We start from the raw sequence: 19,561 nt of genomic DNA on the forward strand, positions 1-19,561 counted from the left end.
GGAATCAAAATCACACACCATGTCTACTTTGGGAAATCTTATTTGGGTCGTTTTCGGGGGCTTTCTCATTTTCCTCGAATACCTGATCTCCGGAATTCTGCTTTGCGTTACGATTGTCGGCATTCCGTTCGGCTTACAGGCCATCAAACTTTCGCTTTTGGCACTTTGGCCTTTCGGGGCAAAAATTGAATACATGGGTTACGCGCCCGGATGCCTGTCAACCATCATGAACATCATTTGGCTGTTAATCGGTGGTATCTGGATTGCCCTCACCCACCTCGTTTTCGGCATCCTGTTTGCCATCACCATTATCGGAATTCCATTTGCCAAACAACATTTCAAACTGGTCAGCCTGGCATTGACCCCGTTTGGAAGACGAGTGGTTTAGGAAGTGGTCGGTGTTCAGTCGCAGCCTTCAGTCGCAGTGATCAGATAGATGAGTGAGACTTGGAACTCGAAACTGAAAACTCGAAACCCTCAACTAACAAAAATCGCAGTTCCCGGAAGTACCCGAAAACTGCGATTTCAACTCAAAACTGAGAACTGTCAACTCAAAACTGTTAATGTTGGTGCAAACCGCACTCTTTTTTCGAATTGCTTTCCCACCACCAACGTCCGGCGCGGAAGTCTTCTCCCGGTTGAATGGCGCGCGTACATGGCGCACAACCGATGCTCACAAATCCGCGATCGTGTAAAACGTTGTACGGCACATGGTTTTCCAAGGTGTATTTACGGCAATCTTCCAGTTCCCAATGCAACAGCGGGTTGTATTTCACAACATTGAATCCGCCATCCCAATTGAAGAATTCCAGTCCTTCACGGTTAGCCGACTGCGATGCACGCAAACCGGTAATCCAGCATTCCATGCCTTCAAGTGCACGGCCCAGCGGTTCAACCTTGCGAATGTGACAACACATTTTTCGGTTTTCCACCGAAACATAAAAACTATTGGGGCCATTCTCGCCAATAAACTTCTCGAGCGGCTCGTGCTTTGGGTAAAAAGGAATGATTGGCTTTTTATATTTTTCAATGGTTCGCGCGTACACCTTGTAAGTTTCTTCAAACAAACGACCTGTGTCCAGGGTCACCACTTTGATGTCAATGTCATTTTTGAAAATCAGGTCGGTAATCACCTGGTCTTCAATTCCAAAACTAGTGGTAAAAACAACTTTCCCGGGGAAACGATCAGCCAAGGCTTTCAACGTTTCGACGGTGTCTTTTTCACCAAGTTCTGTATTGAGTTGTTTTGCTAATTCTTCGCTCATTTTGTGCTCCTCTCTGTTAAAAAATGCGGCTTTAAATTTAGTGTTTTGAAACTGAAATTCTCCACGCTGCCAAGCACCGCTGTGTTAATAAAACCGACAGACAAAGTAAAAGGTTTTCATCCTGAAATGAATACGCGTTTATACACATTTCAATTTTAATCGATAACCGGCAAAAAGTCCTATTTTTGGCGCATGACTTTTTCATCGAGCAACTGGCCAGCAGATTTTGTACAACGTATTCGGACGCAGTTTCCGGAGACAGCCGATTCGTTTATTGAAGCATTGGATTTTAATGCGCGCGTGAGCATCCGTTTGAACACTCAAAAGTTCCGGATTGAACCGAATTTACCGAAAGTACCTTGGGCCAATCAGGCTTATTTTTTGCCCGAGCGCCCCGTGTTTGCACTCGATCCGTTGTGGCATGCCGGCGCGTATTACGTGCAGGAAGCCAGTTCGATGTTCCTGGAACGGGCTTTCAGGCAGATTGTGATTGAAGGCCCCAAGATCGTGCTCGATTTGTGTGCAGCTCCCGGCGGAAAGTCAACGCATCTGAATAGCCTGATTCATGACGAAGATTTGCTGGTAACAAACGAAGTCATTCGTTCGCGGGTGCCCATTTTAGCTGAAAACCTCAGCAAATGGGGACAATCAAACTATGTTGTTTCCAACAGCGATGCCAAACAGTTTGGTGAGCTGGGTGCCCTGTTTGATGTGCTGATGATTGATGCACCGTGCTCTGGCGAAGGCTTGTTTCGCCGTGATCCGGAAGCAGCGAAGGAGTGGAACCTCGAGAATGCTAATCTGTGCTCGGTTCGTCAACGTCGTATTTTGGCCGAAAGCTGGCCCTGCCTGAAAGAAGGCGGCTACCTGATTTACAGTACGTGTACCTTCAACCCGGCCGAGAATGAGGAAAACCTGAGCTGGCTGAAATCGCAAGGCGGATTCGAAAGTATTCGTATTCCGTTACAGCCCGACTGGAACATCAATGAAATTGAAAACGACGGCATCTTCGGTTATCGATTCCTGCCGCATCGGGTAAAAGGCGAAGGTTTTTTCCTTTCAATTTTAAAAAAGACGGAACAAACAGCACCTGTGCGATTCCCCAAAAAATTCAAAACCCGCCTGCAAAAAGCCGCAGCATTGCCCGATGGCTGGCTGCAAAATCCCAGGGAAAAGATTTTCTTTCAGCACAACGACCAGCTCAAGTTTATCCCGGCACAATGGGAACTCGAGATTCTCCACTTGTTTGAAAAACTCAACTTGGTAAAAGGCGGGACTCATTTCGCTACGCTGAAAGGGAAAGATATTCTGCCTGAACACGATCTGGCGATGCTAAATGAACGCATGAACGAAGCTTTCGAACGAATCGATCTAACACAGGAAGATGCACTCAGCTATCTTGCCAAAGATAATTTCGCGCTAGAGCTAACGAGTAAAAACTGGCAACTGGCAAGCTACAAAGGCATCCCGCTGGGCTTTGTCAAAAACCTGGGTAACCGTTTCAACAACTACTACCCAAAGGAATGGCGCCTGCGCATGCAGGATCGCAGCAACAAAAAATTGTGGTATGGTGAATGATTACCTATTCTTAATGAATTTATCATTCGAATTGGTTGGTCATTAGTCATTCGCAGTCGTTTAGTGGTCATTTGTTGTTTTATCTCTGTGGTAAACTCTGTGTCCTCTGTGGTTTTGCTGTTGAATCGTTGAGAACTGTTGAATTGTTGAATCGTTAAGAATTGTTGAACAGGGTGCATCTCACGACTCATTACTCATTACTCATTACTCATTACTCATTACTCATTACTCACGACTCACGACTTTTGTCTAAAAACCCGGTATCTGAAAATCCAAATTTCCCTCAACCTACCGGCAATTTGACAGCCTAAATTTTTTCTCAAATTAATTCTTCACCTATTTCCGGAACTTGAAAAAATTATTTCCTTTGGCGCTTGTATAGGTCGTCGTTCTGCAGTATTTTGCAGGGACGCTAAAAAAGCGACGACTTTTTGTTAAACCAAAAAGAAGAAAACAGAGTTTACACACTTTTTAAACCTTTTTATTAAAAAATGGGAAAAGTTTTAATCATCGGTGCAGGTGGCGTAGGTACAGTAGTTGCCTACAAAATGGCTGCACTTCCGGAAGTTTTTTCCGAAATTATGTTGGCAAGCCGTACCAAAGCAAAATGTGACGAGATCGCTAACAAAATTGGTGGTAACCGCATTCAAACCGCCCAGGTCGATGCCGAAAATGTGCCTCAACTGGTGGAACTAATCCGTACGTTCAAACCGGATTTAGTGGTTAACGTTGCCCTTCCCTACCAGGACCTTCCAATTATGGACGCTTGTCTGGAAACGGAAACAAGCTACCTGGATACGGCAAATTACGAACCCAAAGACGAAGCCAAGTACGAATACAAATGGCAATGGGCTTACCAAAACCGCTTCAAAGAAGCCGGTATTACCGCCATTTTGGGTTGTGGTTTCGACCCGGGTGTTACCAGTGTGTACACGGCCTATGCAGCGAAACACCATTTCGACGAAATTAATTACCTGGACATTGTTGACTGTAACGCGGGCGATCACGGTAAAGCATTTGCAACCAACTTCAACCCGGAAATCAACATTCGCGAGGTAACCCAAAAAGGAAAATACTGGAAAGACGGCAAATGGGTTGAAACCGAGCCGCACGAAATTCATAAACCGGTAAATTACCCGGAAATCGGACCAAAAGAATCGTACCTGATTTACCATGAAGAACTGGAGTCGCTGGTGAAAAACTTCCCAACGATCAAACAAGCTCGTTTCTGGATGACTTTCGGACAGGAATACCTGACTCACCTGCGCGTGATTCAAAACATTGGTATGGCCGGAATTGAACCGATCATGTATGAAGGAAAAGAAATCGTGCCAATCCAGTTCCTGAAAGCTGTTCTTCCGAACCCGGGCGATTTAGGTGAAAACTACACTGGTTGGACCTCTATCGGTTGCCGCATCAAAGGTTTGAAAGACGGTAAGGAGAAAACCTACTACGTATACAACAACTGCAGCCACGAAGTTGCCTACAAGGAAACCGGCACGCAGGGCGTAAGCTACACTACCGGTGTTCCGGCGATGATTGGTGCCATGATGTACCTGAAAGGCCTTTGGAAAAAACCGGGTGTATTTAACGTAGAAGAGTTCGATCCTGATCCGTTTATGGCTGAATTAAACATCCACGGATTGCCTTGGAACGAAGTTCACAACACTGACTTGGAAATGGAGTATTAATCCAAACCATCGATAAAAACGAAAGCCCGGTTTAACGCCGGGCTTTTTGTTTTATGTGGTGTTCGTTCTACATTTCCAACTTGAGAATCGATTTCAATCGACTTAAAATGTCACCCTCAAATTAAAGCCATACATCCGGCTTGCCGGCACACTAAAACTATCCATTGATTGGGAACCAAGTCCAGTGCTCAGCGCCATTTCCGGATCAAAAGGAGCCTTTTTATACAGGAAAAACAGGTTGTTCCCAACAAGCGACACAGAAGCAGCCTTCAGCGGCAGCCCTAACGATTCAACATTGAAATGATAAGCCAAAGCAGCCTGTGCCAAACGAATATTAGTACGATCGTAAAGGTAGTTTTCGCCGATGCCGTTTCGCCCTCCAACAGTCGTGTAATACAATTCGGGATCGATTTGAGTAACGAGCGTTTCACCCTGAATACCGTCAATTGCCACGTAACCTTTGTCCCGGGCGGCAGCGCTGCGTTGGCTGACTCCGTAACCATCCAGCATCGATTCGGTTTGGCTGAATGCTTTACCGCCAATGTTAGCGTTTAGCTGCAGGTCGAGCGAGATATTTTTGTAGTTCAGGCTATTCCCCCAACCCAAACAGAAATCAGGATTCAGGTTGCCTAAATATTCAATTGAGCTCGTTTTTCGCGGTGTCCCGGTTGACTCATCCAACACCAGTTGACCCGATTCATTCCGCAGAAATTTGTATCCGTACAAATCGCCGATTTTCCCACCGGCATACACGCGTGAATAATAGCCCTCGGTGCTCCCCAAATCAACGAAATAGCTTTCGTTATTAGATGCAAGATCTTTCACTTCACTCGTATTGCTATAGAAGTTCAGCTTTGTTTGCCAATTCAAATCAGAACCGGTAATCGGTTTTGCTGCGACTGTTGCTTCGAAACCTTTATTGACAATGTCGCCCATATTCACAAAAATGTAGAGATAAAAGCTCTGCTGTGTGGCACTTGCCGATCTTAGAGAAGCCTGATCGCTGTTCGTTGTCTGGTAGTATGCCAAATCAACGCTCAAGTTATTATTCCAGAAACTCCAGTTGGTACCGGCTTCCCACGCTTTGATTTTTTCCGGACTCAAATCATCTGTTGGTCCTACCGAATTGGAACTGGTAATTGCTGAATGACCGTACAATTGCATCAAACTGGACGACAGATCCCGATAGGAACTACTTGCTGATATATACACTTGAGAATGGCTGACTACCGCCGGAAAGTTGATCCACTCATTAAGCAGCGTGGACAATTTTGCGGTAGGAAACCAGTGCGCTTCATGTCCTTCCGAGATAATTGATGAAGTCACATCATTGCGAAGCCCAAGCTCCAAAATCAGGCTCCTGTTATAATCTAAAGCAACAGAAGCGTAAATTCCCTTTTGCTCCAACTCCCAATGATACAAATCCTCCCGCCCAATATTCGAGGGCAAATTGTCTTCGGTAAAAATATTCGGACTATTCAACCCCGTTATTCCACTATCGATTTGATATCCATTGTTAAAATCAGTTTTCTTATAATTGGCTCCTGCAACGGCTTCCACTCCAAGCTTATTGAAACGGTGATGATAGGTCAGACTTCCGTCCAGGTAAATCAGCTTGTCTGTGTACTTTTTATACCGCCAGCGACCATTTGTGCCAATGTTGATGGGGTTTCCACCATCGTAATATTGCTGCTCAAAACTCTTGTCAGCGTAGTCGTAGCCCGAGCGAACCTGCAAGTCGAAATCACCCGAAAGCTTGAACTCGGCTGAAAGATTTGCCAGCAAGCGCTGCGTTTGATCTTCCTGTGGCTGTTTGTTTAACAACCAATAGGGATTCGATTGCAAATGGTCGTAGACAAACCAGTTTTGTTCATCGGCACTGGTATAGGTATTGGGGATACTGTAATTCGATTTGAAATAGGAAAACGGCTGCCTGCCCAGCGCCATGTCATTTATCGGAACACCTCCGTTTCGCGGAAACAAATACAATCCGGTTAGCGGATTTAAATAGTAGCCGGTAGCATAGCGGTTTTTAACCGTTTCATCGGCGTAACTGATTCCGGCCTGAATATTCAATCGGTTTTGAAACAAATGACTAACATTCCTCAACGCGAAATTATTCCGCTGGTATCGGTTGTTTTCAACAACGCCTTTCGCACTGGTATTGGCAAATGTGGCATACAAGGTGGAATTCTTCCCCCCACCACTAATTGCAATCGAATTCTGCGCAGTCATACCTGTTCCAAAGTAATCAGACACATAATTATCCGGGTAGTTTCCGGCAGTCATCGACCAACTTTCTGTTTCCGCGTCAGTACCGTATTTAAACTGCAATTCGGGCTCCCAAATCACCTTCTCAAACAAAGTAGTCGAATTTAAAATGACACGCAGCTGCTCATCTTTTGCTGTTTTGGTGGTGATTAAAACAACGCCATTTGCAGCCTGGCTCCCATACAAAACCGCACCGCTCGTTCCTTTTATAAATTCAATCGAAGCAATGTCATCCGGGTTAATCTGCGAAAGTCCGTCGCCTTCATCCAATCCTCCCCACATATTAGGTTGTTCGCCAAGGTTGTTCACCATTGGAATTCCATCAATCACAAATAAAGGAGTGCTTTTCTCGGAAAGAGATCGCTGACCGCGCAAAGTAACGGCAACCGATCCACCAACGCCGGATGTACTGTTTAAAACCTCCAGCCCGGCAACAGTTCCTTGTAAAAAGTCAGCAACGTTCAATTGGGGAAATTTACGAAGAACATCCTCGTTTAAAGATTCTTTCAAATCCAACAAATCGACACGAAAATGCAGACTATCTGCTTTAAGACTATCATCCGCAAACGTTTGTACAGAAGATTCAACTGAACTTAATTTACTAGCGTGAGTTTCCGAAGCGGAAACAAAAGTGGGCACGATGCACATTAAAATGATTAATGCACAAAGAGGTTTGGTCAATCTAAGTTTATTCATTTCAAGAGTCTCTTAAACTTTAAAGCAGGGGCACGATTGTGCTTCTACCTGCGTCCTGTTTTACAACTCCAAAGCTAATCAGAGAACGGTCTTGTTGTACTTAATTAACACCAAGCTTAAAATATTTTTAAATTGAAAATGGGCTGGAAACAAAAAAAGCTCCCCGAGGGGAGCTTTCTAAAAATTAGTTATATATCAGAAGTTTGAACCACTACCAGTATCAAACCACAAGCGAGTACTAATTAAGTCGTCACCTTTCATTGTTGCGACTGCAGCAGAGATCAATTCAGGGCTGTCAGAGCGCTCTGAATCAAGGAACGGCATACGTTTGATCCATTCATCATCAGGAATTACACCCCAGTCAGAGTTGCTGTCGTTTTTGTATACAAGAGGCAATTTAGGATAGCCGGTACGACGGAAATCAGCCCAAGGTTCATTCGGGTTTGTAAACCCTGCGATCCATTTTTGAGTAATGATTTTTTCCAATTTTTCTTCGTTAGTTGCTGTTTCATCCCAAGCAACAGTCACAGTCGAACGAGAAACGAAATCGTTAATAGATCCGCTATAAACAGCATCATCATAATCAATCGGAGTACTTGTTGCATCAGCCAAATAATCATCGGCACCACCAACACCCCATTGAGAGAATGAAGCACGAACACCAGCGTCGTAGTTTGAACCAGCATCGCCGGCACCAGTCCAACCACGCAGAGAAGCTTCAGCCAAATCGAAATAAACTTCAGACGCAGTCAAATACGGTCTTTCAGTAACTGATTGGAAGCTTTCGTTGATCGTTGAATAATCTGAGTGGTCAGCTTTTGCTGTCAACTGCGCACCGTTGCGGATACCTTTGTAAGGGAAGTCAGGGTGGTCAGCATAAACAGACTCAGCAGTTGTTGCAGGTTCAAAGTAAGCTGCAATACGTGGGTCTTTCAATCCAACCAGGAACGATTCCATACCTGCAGACATACGAGTGTCACCCCAGCTGAAACAGATAACTGACAAATACAGATCTGAACCATACAGTGAGATATTGAAGTTATCATCGTTTGAAGTAATCAAACCGGCAGCATCAGCGATCGCCTTTTCACCTTCAGTTTGAGCTAAATCAGGAGCAACGTTCGAGATACGGATTGCCAAACGCAAACGCATAGAGTTGACCACTTTTGCCCAGCTTGCAACATCACCTGCATAGCTGGCATCGAATCTAGTCAAACCTTCATAGTCACTGTTAGCTGCAAAAACAGCCTGAATATCATCCAAATCATCAAAGAAGGCATTGTAAAGTACTTCTTCGCTATCGTAGCTCACATCTTCTGAACCATAAGTAGAATAGATTACCGGACCGTGGTAAGTTGTCAAACGAGACACACCTAAGATACGGATCAACTTTGCCCAAGCAACGAACACGTCGTAACCACCTTCTTGTGCTATGTCAATTACCTGGCTGGCAGGAGACATCAAGTTGTTATAAATACGGTTCCAGTAAGTGTTCCAAGTGATGTAGTAAGTTGTGTTGTTTACACCACTAACGAACGGAGTTGGAGTCGCCATATAGTCGCAATACGACTCTGAAACCAAGTTTTCCTCAACCTGGTGTCCGAAAATGTTAGCCAACAAAGTTGGATAGAATGAGCCAATATGGTTAAAATCCTGAGTCAACGACTCATCAGTAATCTCGTACGGGTTAACGTTTGCCTCTTCAAAGCCATCTGTACAAGCGTTGGCGAAGAGTGCGACAATAAATATGAATAGTATTTTTTTCATGACACGTCTGTATTAGAATGTAAATTTAAGGTTGAATCCGTAAGTTCTGGTTGCCGGAACATTAAAGTTATCCAACGATTGTGATCCCAAGTCTGTACTCATACTCAATTCAGGATCGAACGGTGCTTTCTTGTATAAGAAGAACAAGTTATTTCCAACCACTGAGAATGATGCTGCTTGCAATGGCAAACCTAATGATTTAACGTCCAAATCATATGAAAGTGCCAATTGTGTTAAACGAATGTTAGTTCTGTCGTATACATAAGCTTCAGCAATACCGTTACGTCCACCTACAGTTGAGTAATACAGTTGTGGATCAATTTGAGTCATAACAGTACCAGATTCTTCGGTAATTCCGTTTACAGCTACATAACCTTTATCACGAGCATCAGCAGTACGTTGGCTTACACCATAACCATCCAAAATTGATTCTGTTTGGCTGAATGCTTTACCACCGATTTTAGCGTTGATCAGGAAGCTCAATGTGAAACGTTTGTAATCGAAGCTGTTGTTCCAACCTAAGCTGAAGTCAGGTTCCAGGTTACCCAGGTAAACCGGGCTGTCAGAAGCAGTTTTCAACGGAGTACCATCTTCGTCCAACAAGATTTGGCCAGCGTCGTTTCTTCTGAATTGGATACCATACATATCACCGATTGAACCGCCTGTGTAAATACGGTTGATATAACCCTCAGAACTACCTAAGTCGATGTATTTTGATGGCTCACCTGGGTACAACTCAACAACTTTGTTGTTGTTTTTAGAGAAGTTCAAAGATGAGTTCCATTCAAAGTCTGATGTTTTCACCGGTGTTGAGTTCAATACGATTTCAACCCCTTTGTTCACGATTTCACCAGCGTTGAAGTACATGCTTGTGTAGTAGTTGTCTTGTTTACTACCCGACAATGTTTTAGACAGCGCTTGGTTTGTACTTGTAATGTGGTAGTATGTGAAATCCAGACCTAAACGGCCATTGAAGAATCTCCAGTCAGTACCCAATTCCCAAGTTACTAATTGTTCTGGTTTTGCATCGGTAAACGGCTTCACAGTGTTACGGTCAACACTGCCACTTGCGTTGATGCTGTGGTTTACCTGGATCAAGCCCCATGGAACTTCGTTGTTCACTTGAGAAGCACTTGCACGAACTTTAGCGAAGCTGATGAACTCAGGCATTGTTACCATTTGGCTAAGGATACCAGTCAAACCGGCAGCTGGGTAGAAATAAGATTCGTTACCAGTTGCAGCCAAAGTAGAAGACCAGTCGTTACGACCTGATAAATCCAGGAACAACATATCTTTGAAACCTAACTGAACGCTTCCGAATACACCTTCTTTGATGATTTTACCACCATAGATTGATTTAATCGCTACGTTATCCGGAACGTTTTGGAAATAAAATTCGTTAGGATACAACAAGTCATTTGTTCCGTTATCAACGCTAACCCCATCACCATAAACAGATTCCTGGTAGCTGGCACCTGCAACAGCGCTCAAACTCAAATCACCAAACTCGTTTTGGTAAGAGAAAATACCGTCAGAATACAACTGCTTGTCAGCAAATTTTTTGTAATTCCAACGCCCGTTTTCTGAGATATTTACAGTGTTACCACCGGCATAGAATTTTTGTTCGAATGTTTTGTTCGCATAGTCGTAGCTACCACGAGCCTGGAATTTCAATTTTTCAGTAATCTGATAGTCTAATGTCAAACTGGCAATAACACGTTTTGTCAAGTCAGTTTTTGGCTGTTTGTTGATCAACCAATATGGGTTTGATTGGTTATCCGCTTTGATATGCCATTCTTGCCAGTTCATATTTCTTGACGTCATGAAGTACTGGTAATTGTCTTTGAAGTAAGAGAATGGCTGTGCACCCAAGCTTGAATCAGACAACGGAGTTGCACCACTTCTTGGGAACAGGTACAAACCAGTCAATGGGTTCAGGTAGTAACCGGCACCAGGACGGTTTTTAGAACGTTCAGAAGTCAACATTACGTTAGAAGTCAAAGTCAATTTATCATCTAACATTTTAGCAGATTGCTTGAATGTAACGTTGTGTTTTTGATAGCTGTTGTTTGGAACAACGCCACCAGCACCTGTATTTCCGTATGAGAAATAAGTTGACATTTTTTCGTTACCACTGCTCACAGAAACAGTGTTGATCAGGTTGTAACCTGTTTCGAAGAAATCGTCAACGTAGTCGCTTTCGTAGTTTCCTTTTGTGTATGACCAGCTTTCAGCTGTACCACCGTCAGCTCCGTAAGAGAATTGCAGATCAGGAGTCTCGATTACGCTTTCGAAAATTGCACTTGAGTTGAAAGAAACAGTTGTTTTTCCTTCTTTTCCTTTTTTAGTTGTAATGATGATTACACCGTTAGCACCCTGGCTACCGTAAAGGATAGAAGCAGTTGCACCTTTCAATACACTGATGCTTTCAATGTCGTCCGGGTTCAACTGAGAAAGACCGTCACCTTCGTCAGTACCACCCCACATACCAGCTTGATCACCTTTGTTGTTTACCATTGGAATACCATCGATAACATACAACGGATCGCTTACCGAGTTCACGGATTTGCTACCACGCAATACAGTACGGGTAGAACCACCGGCGCCAGAGCTACTTTTACGAATCTCCAAACCGGCGGTTTTGCCACTCAAACCGCTCATGAAGTTAACGTCTCTTGCTTTCATCATTTCCTCGCCACTAACCTCTTGCGAAGAGTAAGTCAACGTTTTAGATTCACGTTTGATACCCAAAGCGGTAACCACAACCTCATCTACAGCGATGTTGTTGCTCTTCAAAACTACATCAATTGATGATCTTCCGTCAACAGATACTTCCTGGGTTTCGTAACCCATAAATGAAAATACCAAAACTGCACCTTCCGAATTCTGAAGATTGAAGGTATAATTACCATCAAAATCAGTAGCCGCACCGTGGTTGGTACCCTTTTCCAACACGGCCACACCCGGCAGCGGTTCATTGTCTCCCTCTGAGACAACACGTCCAGTCACGGTCTGTGCCATTGCCGACACGGTACCTAGCAGGACGAGTACGAAAAATAATAAGGACAACTTTTTCATAGTTTGTTCAATTTTAAAAGATGAATACAATAAGATTCACTGAGTATAAGTATTAACTGATCTGTTTCTATTCTTTTTGTTACCGCACACATTTTGCGAAAAAATCAAATTGATGATTACTTCATTTTCATACCAATTAAATTCGTGACATGATAATTTGATTTCCTTGCTGCTCGATCCGTGCGCTGACTATTTCAGCAACGATCTGCAAGAGTTCAGGCGCCGAGTTACCTAGGTCAAGATTTCCGGAGAACGTCTCTTTCTCCAATTCGGGGTCGGCAAGTTGAATATCCACGTTATAATAACGTGACACTTTGCGAACAATCTCGGGCAACGGCTCTCGCTCAAAAATGAGATAGCCTTTTCGCCACGATGTGTACAAGTCGGTATTTACTGCTTTTTGATTCAGGCTGGAATTCAACGGATTGTAGGACGCAAGATATCCGGGAATCATCTTCTCCTCGCTTTTACCAACAAACGACGTTCCCTGGTAACTCAATTCGACCGATCCTTCAACCAAAACAGCACTGGTCTCTTTATCGTCTCGGTAAGCACTCACATTGAATACGGTGCCTAAAACCTCAACTTCCAGGTCTTTGGTTAAAACATGAAACGGGTGACCTTTGTCGTGAGACACTTCAAACATCCCCTCTCCTTCCAGGTAAACTTCTCTTTTCCCTTTATCAAAGCGAGCAGGAAAAACGAGGCGGGAACCTGAATTCAACCAAACTGATGAGTTATCGCTAAGCGTTACGTGAGTTCGTTTCCCAAAAGGAACAACCACTGTATTCATGGCCGGCTTTTGAGAATCGATGTCCTGGTTCACTTTTCCCGAATCATCAATATCTATTACATTACCTGTTTCCGAATAGCCAATTTCAGATTCTTTCGAATCGATGGCGATGGTCTCATCGTTAGATAAGATCAATTGCGTGTTGCCATTCACAGGAACCATTTCCCAGTTCTCGGCATAAGATCTCACGGCTGAATCCTGATTTGACAGGTACAGGTAAGAAACACTCACAAAAATGAGGAAACTTGCCGCTGCGGTGAAGCGACTGATTATTAGTTTCCGGCGGTAGGCAACAATAGAGTGTTGAATTTTGTCGCCGAGCTGTTGTTTTTGCTTTGGCTTAAACCAGTTTTTGTTTCCGATCAAGGCACGGTAAATCAATCCGGCAAGGCTAAACGAACGGTCGTTTCGTCCTCCTTTGTTACCCTTCTCATCTCCTATTAGCTCCTCAACCAAGTGATCGTTTATCAGGATGTCTTCAACGTTATATTTAACCTTATCGTTTCTCATTACCGTGCTTAATCAAGAAAAGTTGCAGTTGCTTATTTCTGCGCATTTACAAACCATAAGCACGGTATGGCTAAAACATAGACAAGAAATTGTAACTTTTTTTACAAGATTTTAACGACCAACAGTCAAGTCACTGAAAAACAACAATCTAAAAATTTATTTTTTCTTGATTTTTTATAAAAAAGAAAGGAAACTTAGAACTGCACTTTGACATTTAACCCAAAAGAACGGGTAGAAGGAACGCTGAAACTGTCAATAGCTTGATCCTGAATCAAGGTGTTCAGGGTAATTTCAGGATCGAACGGAGCGGATTTGTAAAGGAAAAACAAGTTCTGCCCAACCAGCGAAAGCTGAATATCTTTTATGCCCAGGTTTTCCGGAGAAAAAGAATAAGAAAAACGAATTTGAGACAAACGAATATTATCCCGGCTGTAGCTGTAAACTTCTTTGATACCACTGCGCTCACCTACCGAGGTATAATATACCTGCGGGTCGATCTCGTTAACCGGTGTTCCGTCGGGCAATACAGCATTGATGTTCACCGCGCCATTATCCCGGGCTACGGCCGTCCGCTTACTGACACCATAACCATCCAGCATCGATTCGGTTTGGCTAATCACTTTTCCGCCAAATTTGGCGCCAATCAAAAAATCCAACGACAAATTTCGATAGGCTATGCGATTATTCAGCCCCAGGTTATAGCGTGGATTTGAATTACCGATATATTCCTGTCGTTCGCTTTTACGTATGGTTCCGTTTTCATTCAACAAAATTCGTCCTCTCTCGTCGCGCTCAAATTTATACGCATAAAGATCGCCAAACGAGCCGCCCTCGTCGATGATCAACTGGTATCCTTCGTTATCGGAAAGCACAATGGGATTCTTCAATTCATCGCTTAACTTGACGATCTTATTCTGATTTTCGGAATAGTTGAATGTTGCCGTCCACTCGAAATTCCTCGTTCGAATCGGGCAAACGAAAACGGTTGACTCTGTTCCCTGGTTGGTTATTTTACCGGCATTCACATAGTAAGTGGTGTAACCCGATCCCGATGGCGCCGGAAGTTCAATAAACTGATCCAGGCTGACAACTTTGTAATACGTAAAGTCGAAGCCAAAGCGATTCTTCCAGAACTTAAATTCCGTTCCCAACTCGTAGCTCTGTATTTTTTCAGGTCGTAAATTTTCGAATGATTTGGTCGTGTTAAAAACCACACCAACCGGTCCGATGGAATGTTGTGGATTGACCCGATTAAACGGTACTTCGTTGGATACCCGCGAGAATGAACTTCTCAGTTTTCCGTAGGAAATAAATTCAGGTAATGTAACTAAGTCGGTGATAATACCGCTCAATCCAACCGATGGATAAAAATAAGAATCATTACCTGTGCCATACAAACTTGAAGCCCAATCGTTTCGACCGGAAATATCCAAAAACAATTTGTCATCGTAATTAAGCTGAACGTTTCCGAAAACAGCCTCTTTGATTAACCGACTCGACAAAATCGAGTACACAATCACGTTATCTTCGATATTCTGGAAATAAAACTCATTCGGATAAAGAAGTCCGTCTGTGTCTGTATCAACCGTAAGCCCCTGCCCGATTGTACTTTTTTGGTAGCTTGTTCCGAGTATCGCACTGACACTGAACTTCTCCCAATTATCATTATAAAAAAGAATGGCATCTCCGTAGATGAGTTGATCATCCACCTTGGTGTAAACCCAGCGCCCGTTCGGGTGTACGTTCGTCACATTAGAGCCGGCCTTATGCTTTTCTTCATAGGTTTTAACGGCGTAATCGTAGCTGCCACGTACCTTCAAATTAAAATGATCGTTGAACCGAAAAGCGGCATTCACATTGCCGATAATTCTTTTAATCTGGTCTTCCCTTGGTTCGTTATTTATAATCCAGTAGGGGTTCGACTGAAAATGGTCTTCAACAAACCAATTTTGAACGTACAAGTTTCTGTCTGCATTGAACACCTGGTAATTCTCTTTGTATTGCGAAAAATCCCGATCGCGCGGAAAGAAATAAAGTCCCGTAAGCGGATTCAGGTAATAACCAGCCATGTATTTATTTTTGACCTGTTCTTCGGTCAGCATGATATTTGAGCCAAGTATCAACCGTCCCTCGAGTAGGTTACTCGACTGCTTAAAAGTCAAATTGATTTTCTCATATTTATTCTTCGGAATCACCCCTTGCGACGACGTGTGTGCAAACGAAAAATAGGAAGTCGTTCGGTAGCTACCTCCACTCAGGCTGAGTGTATTTACCAGGTTGGTTCCGGTTTGAAAGAAATCCTTAACGTAGTTGTCCTTATAATTTCCTTTTTCGTAGGACCAGCTTTCGGATGCGCCGTTTAGACTACCGTAGTCAAACTGAAGCTCCGGCAAATCTTTAATTGTCTCAACCGTGAAATACGAACTCAAATTAACTTTAAGAGCTCCAGGTTCACCTTTCTTCGTGTTGATGAGAATCACCCCGTTTGCCCCCTGACTGCCGTAAAGCGCTGCCGCATTTGCGCCTTTCAGTACGGTGATACTCTCAATATCGTCTGAATTAACCTGCGATAGTCCGTCTCCCTGGTCGCCACCATCAAAAAGTCCAAGCTGCCTGCCTTTACTGTTGACCATCGGAATCCCGTCAATGACAAACAACGGTTCGCTGGATGTACTCAACGACTTATTCCCCCGAAGCAAAACTTTTGAAGATCCGCCTGCACCCGATGCACTTCGGGTAACCTGCATGCCGGAAACCTTGCCGGAAAGACCTGAAACAAAACTGTATTCGCGACTGGATACTCCCTCGTAATCAATCGTCTGCTGAGCAAATGACAAGGATCTTTCATTCCGTTGAATCCCCAAAGCAGATACGACAACTTCCTCAACACCGAAGTTATCCGGCAACAAAACGACATTCAGAACCGAATCTGCGCCCAAACTCTCCTGAATGGTCTTCATTCCGACAAAAGAAAAGGTTAACAGTTTTGTGTCTGCAGGTATTTTCAGCAGGTAATGACCTCCAAAATTTGTCGTAACTCCATATGATTTTCCGAAAACAAACACGGAAACGCCCGAGATCGGATTTCCGCTTTCATCCGTCACATTTCCTTCTATGATCCTATTTTCCTGGCTGAGATTATCGGATTGAAGCGCTGATAACGCTTGGGAATCTTGTTCCTTGAGGATGATAATTTGTCGATCGAAAATTTTGTAGCTGAGGTCTGTTCCTTTTAACGCCTGATCCAACACTTCGTTGACTGTTCCCGATTCGACCGAAACGGACACTTTGCGTTTTGAGTCAACCTGGCTGTCGTTATAGAAGATGATGTACTCGCTTTGCAACTGAATCAGCTCAAATATCTTTTTCAGGTTTGATTGTTTTAATTGAACCGTAACACTCCCCTCCTGAGCCCTTCCGGACAAGCAAGCACAAGCAACCAAAACAATTATCAGCAGGAGTCTCTTTTTCATCTTTTATAACAACAACAGAACCGCTATTTTTATTCAGCCAATCCAATAAATATTATTGACTGACTGCGTTTTAATCGTCAAGGCTCGTCAATATCGTTGCCTTTCGGAGCTGTAATCTATAATTTTTGAGGAATTTCACAGGCCTGCAATTAATCTGCCTGCAGTGACGCGGATTTTAGGAATGAACATCCTTCCCTTTAAACAAAATACCATCGCTCGTTTCTTCCACTTGATTTCCTGTGATTTCTGAAATAATTCCCATAACCTCCAAGGCTGAATTACCCAAATCAAGGTAACCTGAAAAAGTTTCAGCCTCCAGGGCCGGGTCTACAAACGAAATTCGCATATTGTAATACCGAGACAACTTTTTGGCAATCACCGACAACGGACTGTTCTCTAAAATCAAATAGCCATCTTTCCAGGATGTAAACTGATCGGTATCAACCAACGATTGCTCAACCGATCTTTCAGTTGCATCAAAAACCGCCAAAGTACCCGGCACCATTTTCTGATTTACCGAAATCCCCCAAAGTTTACTTTTATATTCCAGTTCTACCGATCCCCGAACAAGTACGGTTTGAACGACTGAATCATCTTCATAAGCACTCACATTGAAACTTGTTCCCAATACACGAACATCCAACTGTTCTGTCAACACAGAAAACGGACGTTGTTCATCATGAGTTACATCAAATAAAGCCTCGCCCTGCAGGAAAACTTCCCGCTTGTCGGCACCAAATTTCACCGGATAAGTCAATTTCGATCCGGAATTTAGCCAAACCTCCGTTTGATCGGGCAATACTACATGACTGCGTTTGCCGTAGGGCACAACCAAGGTATTGTAAGTTTGCGCCAGCTGAGCCAATGTTGTTTCAGTACTCATAGAGTCCTGAATATGAATCTCCTCTCCATTAGCAGAATAGCTAACCGAAGATTCGGTCGACATTAATTGTACATCTTCAGCTCCGGGAATAACCAGTCTCGTGAACTTAGTATTGACGGGTATTTCCGCCATCGAAGCGTATTGTCGTATCGGTGACTGATTCTGCGAGTTCAACCAAAAAGTCAAGCCAACCAACAAAATCGCTATAGCTGCAACGGAACTTGTCCAAACGATTAACCGACTCTTTCGTTCCCGTTTAATTGATTCCTGAATTCGCTGTCCAACCAGGATTTTATCTGGTCCCGCGAACTCCTGCTTACCCGCCTTGAGTGCATCAACAATATTACCGGCCAATTCGAAATCAGCAGAACGTTCATTAACAGAAAAACTTTTTTTCATGAGCTTATCTATCAGCGCGTCTTCTGTCAAAATATCTTCAGCTTTTTTATTTAAATCTCTGCTACTCATCTGTTCATTAAACGTTGACTTAAAAATTCAGGAGTACTGTGACTCACCACTTTTTAACACAACGCAATTTTATTTCTAATAATGTTCAATATTAAACTATTTTGCCCGATTTCTTCATGAAAATAAACAAAAACATCAGTTCCTGCCCTTCCATTTGTTCCCGAATCGTCTTAATTGACCGGTACACCGAAGTGCGGACTGATTCAACCGAAATATCCATAATTACCGCTATTTCGTGATAAGGCATCTCCAACTGAAATTTCAGATTCAGAATCTCCCGTTGCTTCTCCGGCAATTCGTTGATTAAACAGTTTACTTTCGACATTTGTGCTTGTTGCTCATCCAATTCATCCGGATCTACATTGTCATGCAGATTATCTGATTCGCTGGTCAAGTTCTCGGAATAAACCAATCGAAGACTTTTTTTCCCGGAAGTCTGAATTTTTCGTTTCAGCGACTTAAATAAATAATTGCGGATGTTGTCGTTGTCTGAGAGGTTTTTACGGTATTTGTACAAATCGAAAATAAGATCGTGCATGCAATCTTTTACCAATTCGTGGTCGCGCGTGAAGATTGTTCCGAAAGAAAACAGGATGTCCGCATAGAGATTGTAAAGCTCCTGAAACGCCTCAGCGTCACCGGACTTTATTCTCTTCCACAGAAAATAATCATGATTCCCCTCTATTTGCATATCCAAAACCTTCAGTTTTATCCAAAGGAAAAGCATCATCTATAACCGAAAAGCCTTCCCCGGATACAAATAAATATTCGATAATTTGATAAAATAGGGGCAAAGTTTCTTCCAAGCAACATGCAACAAAACAGCAACCAGCCACTTGCCCAAAAACAACTCAACCGAAGATTTTTACCCGCTTCTTCGGTTTAGCTTATCTAGTTTCTCGTTTTTAACGAACGCGAAATTAGAATGAAAAAATCAACTAGCCAACAAACTTATTGATTTATTGACCAATCAACTGTTTTTATGACACAAAAAATGAGGATTTAATATTAATTTGTCAGATTCATTTTCGAGTTTTCCTCAAAATGAATAGTACACCACCTATTTGTCCATGAAACAGTTGCAGGCA

11 protein-coding genes are annotated in these 19,561 nt (G+C 43.2%); 3 read left to right on the forward strand and 8 right to left on the reverse strand.

Translation table 11 applies throughout. From position 1 onward, the window contains the following. The first annotated feature begins 19 nt into the window (after positions 1-19). On the forward strand, positions 20-388 hold the full coding sequence (locus tag BC643_RS05415; protein WP_120272125.1) for a YccF domain-containing protein: 369 nt from the start codon (positions 20-22) through the stop codon (positions 386-388). Positions 389-560: 172 nt separating this feature from the next. Here the strand turns inward: BC643_RS05415 and BC643_RS05420 are convergent, their stop codons facing one another. Beyond that, a complete protein-coding gene (locus BC643_RS05420) occupies positions 561-1,265 on the reverse strand; it encodes a phosphoadenylyl-sulfate reductase (RefSeq protein ID WP_120272126.1) in 705 nt (234 codons plus the stop codon). 192 nt (positions 1,266-1,457) lie between these two features. Between BC643_RS05420 and BC643_RS05425 the strand changes: the two genes are divergently transcribed. Together BC643_RS05425 and BC643_RS05430 are read left to right on the forward strand one after the other, a co-directional pair. Next, positions 1,458-2,843, forward strand: coding sequence for a methyltransferase RsmF C-terminal domain-like protein (locus BC643_RS05425; protein ID WP_120272127.1), 1,386 nt, complete (start codon positions 1,458-1,460; stop codon positions 2,841-2,843). A gap of 491 nt (positions 2,844-3,334) precedes the next feature. Next, positions 3,335-4,534 (forward strand): saccharopine dehydrogenase family protein, encoded by a 1,200-nt coding sequence (locus tag BC643_RS05430; protein ID WP_120272128.1) that lies wholly within the window; start codon positions 3,335-3,337, stop codon positions 4,532-4,534. Positions 4,535-4,636: 102 nt separating this feature from the next. Here BC643_RS05430 and BC643_RS05435 read toward each other — a convergent pair whose 3' ends face one another. The 7 genes from BC643_RS05435 to BC643_RS05465 all read right to left on the reverse strand — a co-directional run bounded on the left by BC643_RS05435 (position 4,637) and on the right by BC643_RS05465 (position 19,164). Continuing rightward, on the reverse strand, positions 4,637-7,501 hold the full coding sequence (locus BC643_RS05435) for a SusC/RagA family TonB-linked outer membrane protein (protein ID WP_120272129.1): 2,865 nt from the start codon (positions 7,499-7,501) through the stop codon (positions 4,637-4,639). Positions 7,502-7,696: 195 nt separating this feature from the next. After that, a complete protein-coding gene (locus tag BC643_RS05440) occupies positions 7,697-9,268 on the reverse strand; it encodes a SusD/RagB family nutrient-binding outer membrane lipoprotein (RefSeq protein ID WP_120272130.1) in 1,572 nt (523 codons plus the stop codon). A 12-nt stretch (positions 9,269-9,280) separates the two neighbouring features. Further along, positions 9,281-12,346 carry a SusC/RagA family TonB-linked outer membrane protein gene (locus BC643_RS05445; RefSeq protein ID WP_120272131.1) on the reverse strand — a complete coding sequence of 1,022 codons (3,066 nt, stop codon included), beginning with the start codon at positions 12,344-12,346 and terminating at the stop codon, positions 9,281-9,283. A 136-nt stretch (positions 12,347-12,482) separates the two neighbouring features. Further along, positions 12,483-13,649 (reverse strand): FecR family protein, encoded by a 1,167-nt coding sequence (locus tag BC643_RS05450; RefSeq protein ID WP_120272132.1) that lies wholly within the window; start codon positions 13,647-13,649, stop codon positions 12,483-12,485. 194 nt (positions 13,650-13,843) lie between these two features. After that, positions 13,844-17,122 (reverse strand): SusC/RagA family TonB-linked outer membrane protein, encoded by a 3,279-nt coding sequence (locus BC643_RS05455; RefSeq protein ID WP_120272133.1) that lies wholly within the window; start codon positions 17,120-17,122, stop codon positions 13,844-13,846. A 175-nt stretch (positions 17,123-17,297) separates the two neighbouring features. Next, a complete protein-coding gene (locus BC643_RS05460) occupies positions 17,298-18,404 on the reverse strand; it encodes a FecR family protein (protein ID WP_170154463.1) in 1,107 nt (368 codons plus the stop codon). 160 nt (positions 18,405-18,564) lie between these two features. After that, positions 18,565-19,164: an RNA polymerase sigma factor gene (locus BC643_RS05465; protein WP_245994990.1), complete on the reverse strand. Its 600-nt coding sequence runs from the start codon at positions 19,162-19,164 to the stop codon at positions 18,565-18,567. Positions 19,165-19,561: the final 397 nt, after the last annotated feature.

This window comes from Mangrovibacterium diazotrophicum, assembly GCF_003610535.1.
In the GTDB taxonomy this organism is placed as follows: Bacteria; Bacteroidota; Bacteroidia; order Bacteroidales; family Prolixibacteraceae; genus Mangrovibacterium; species Mangrovibacterium diazotrophicum.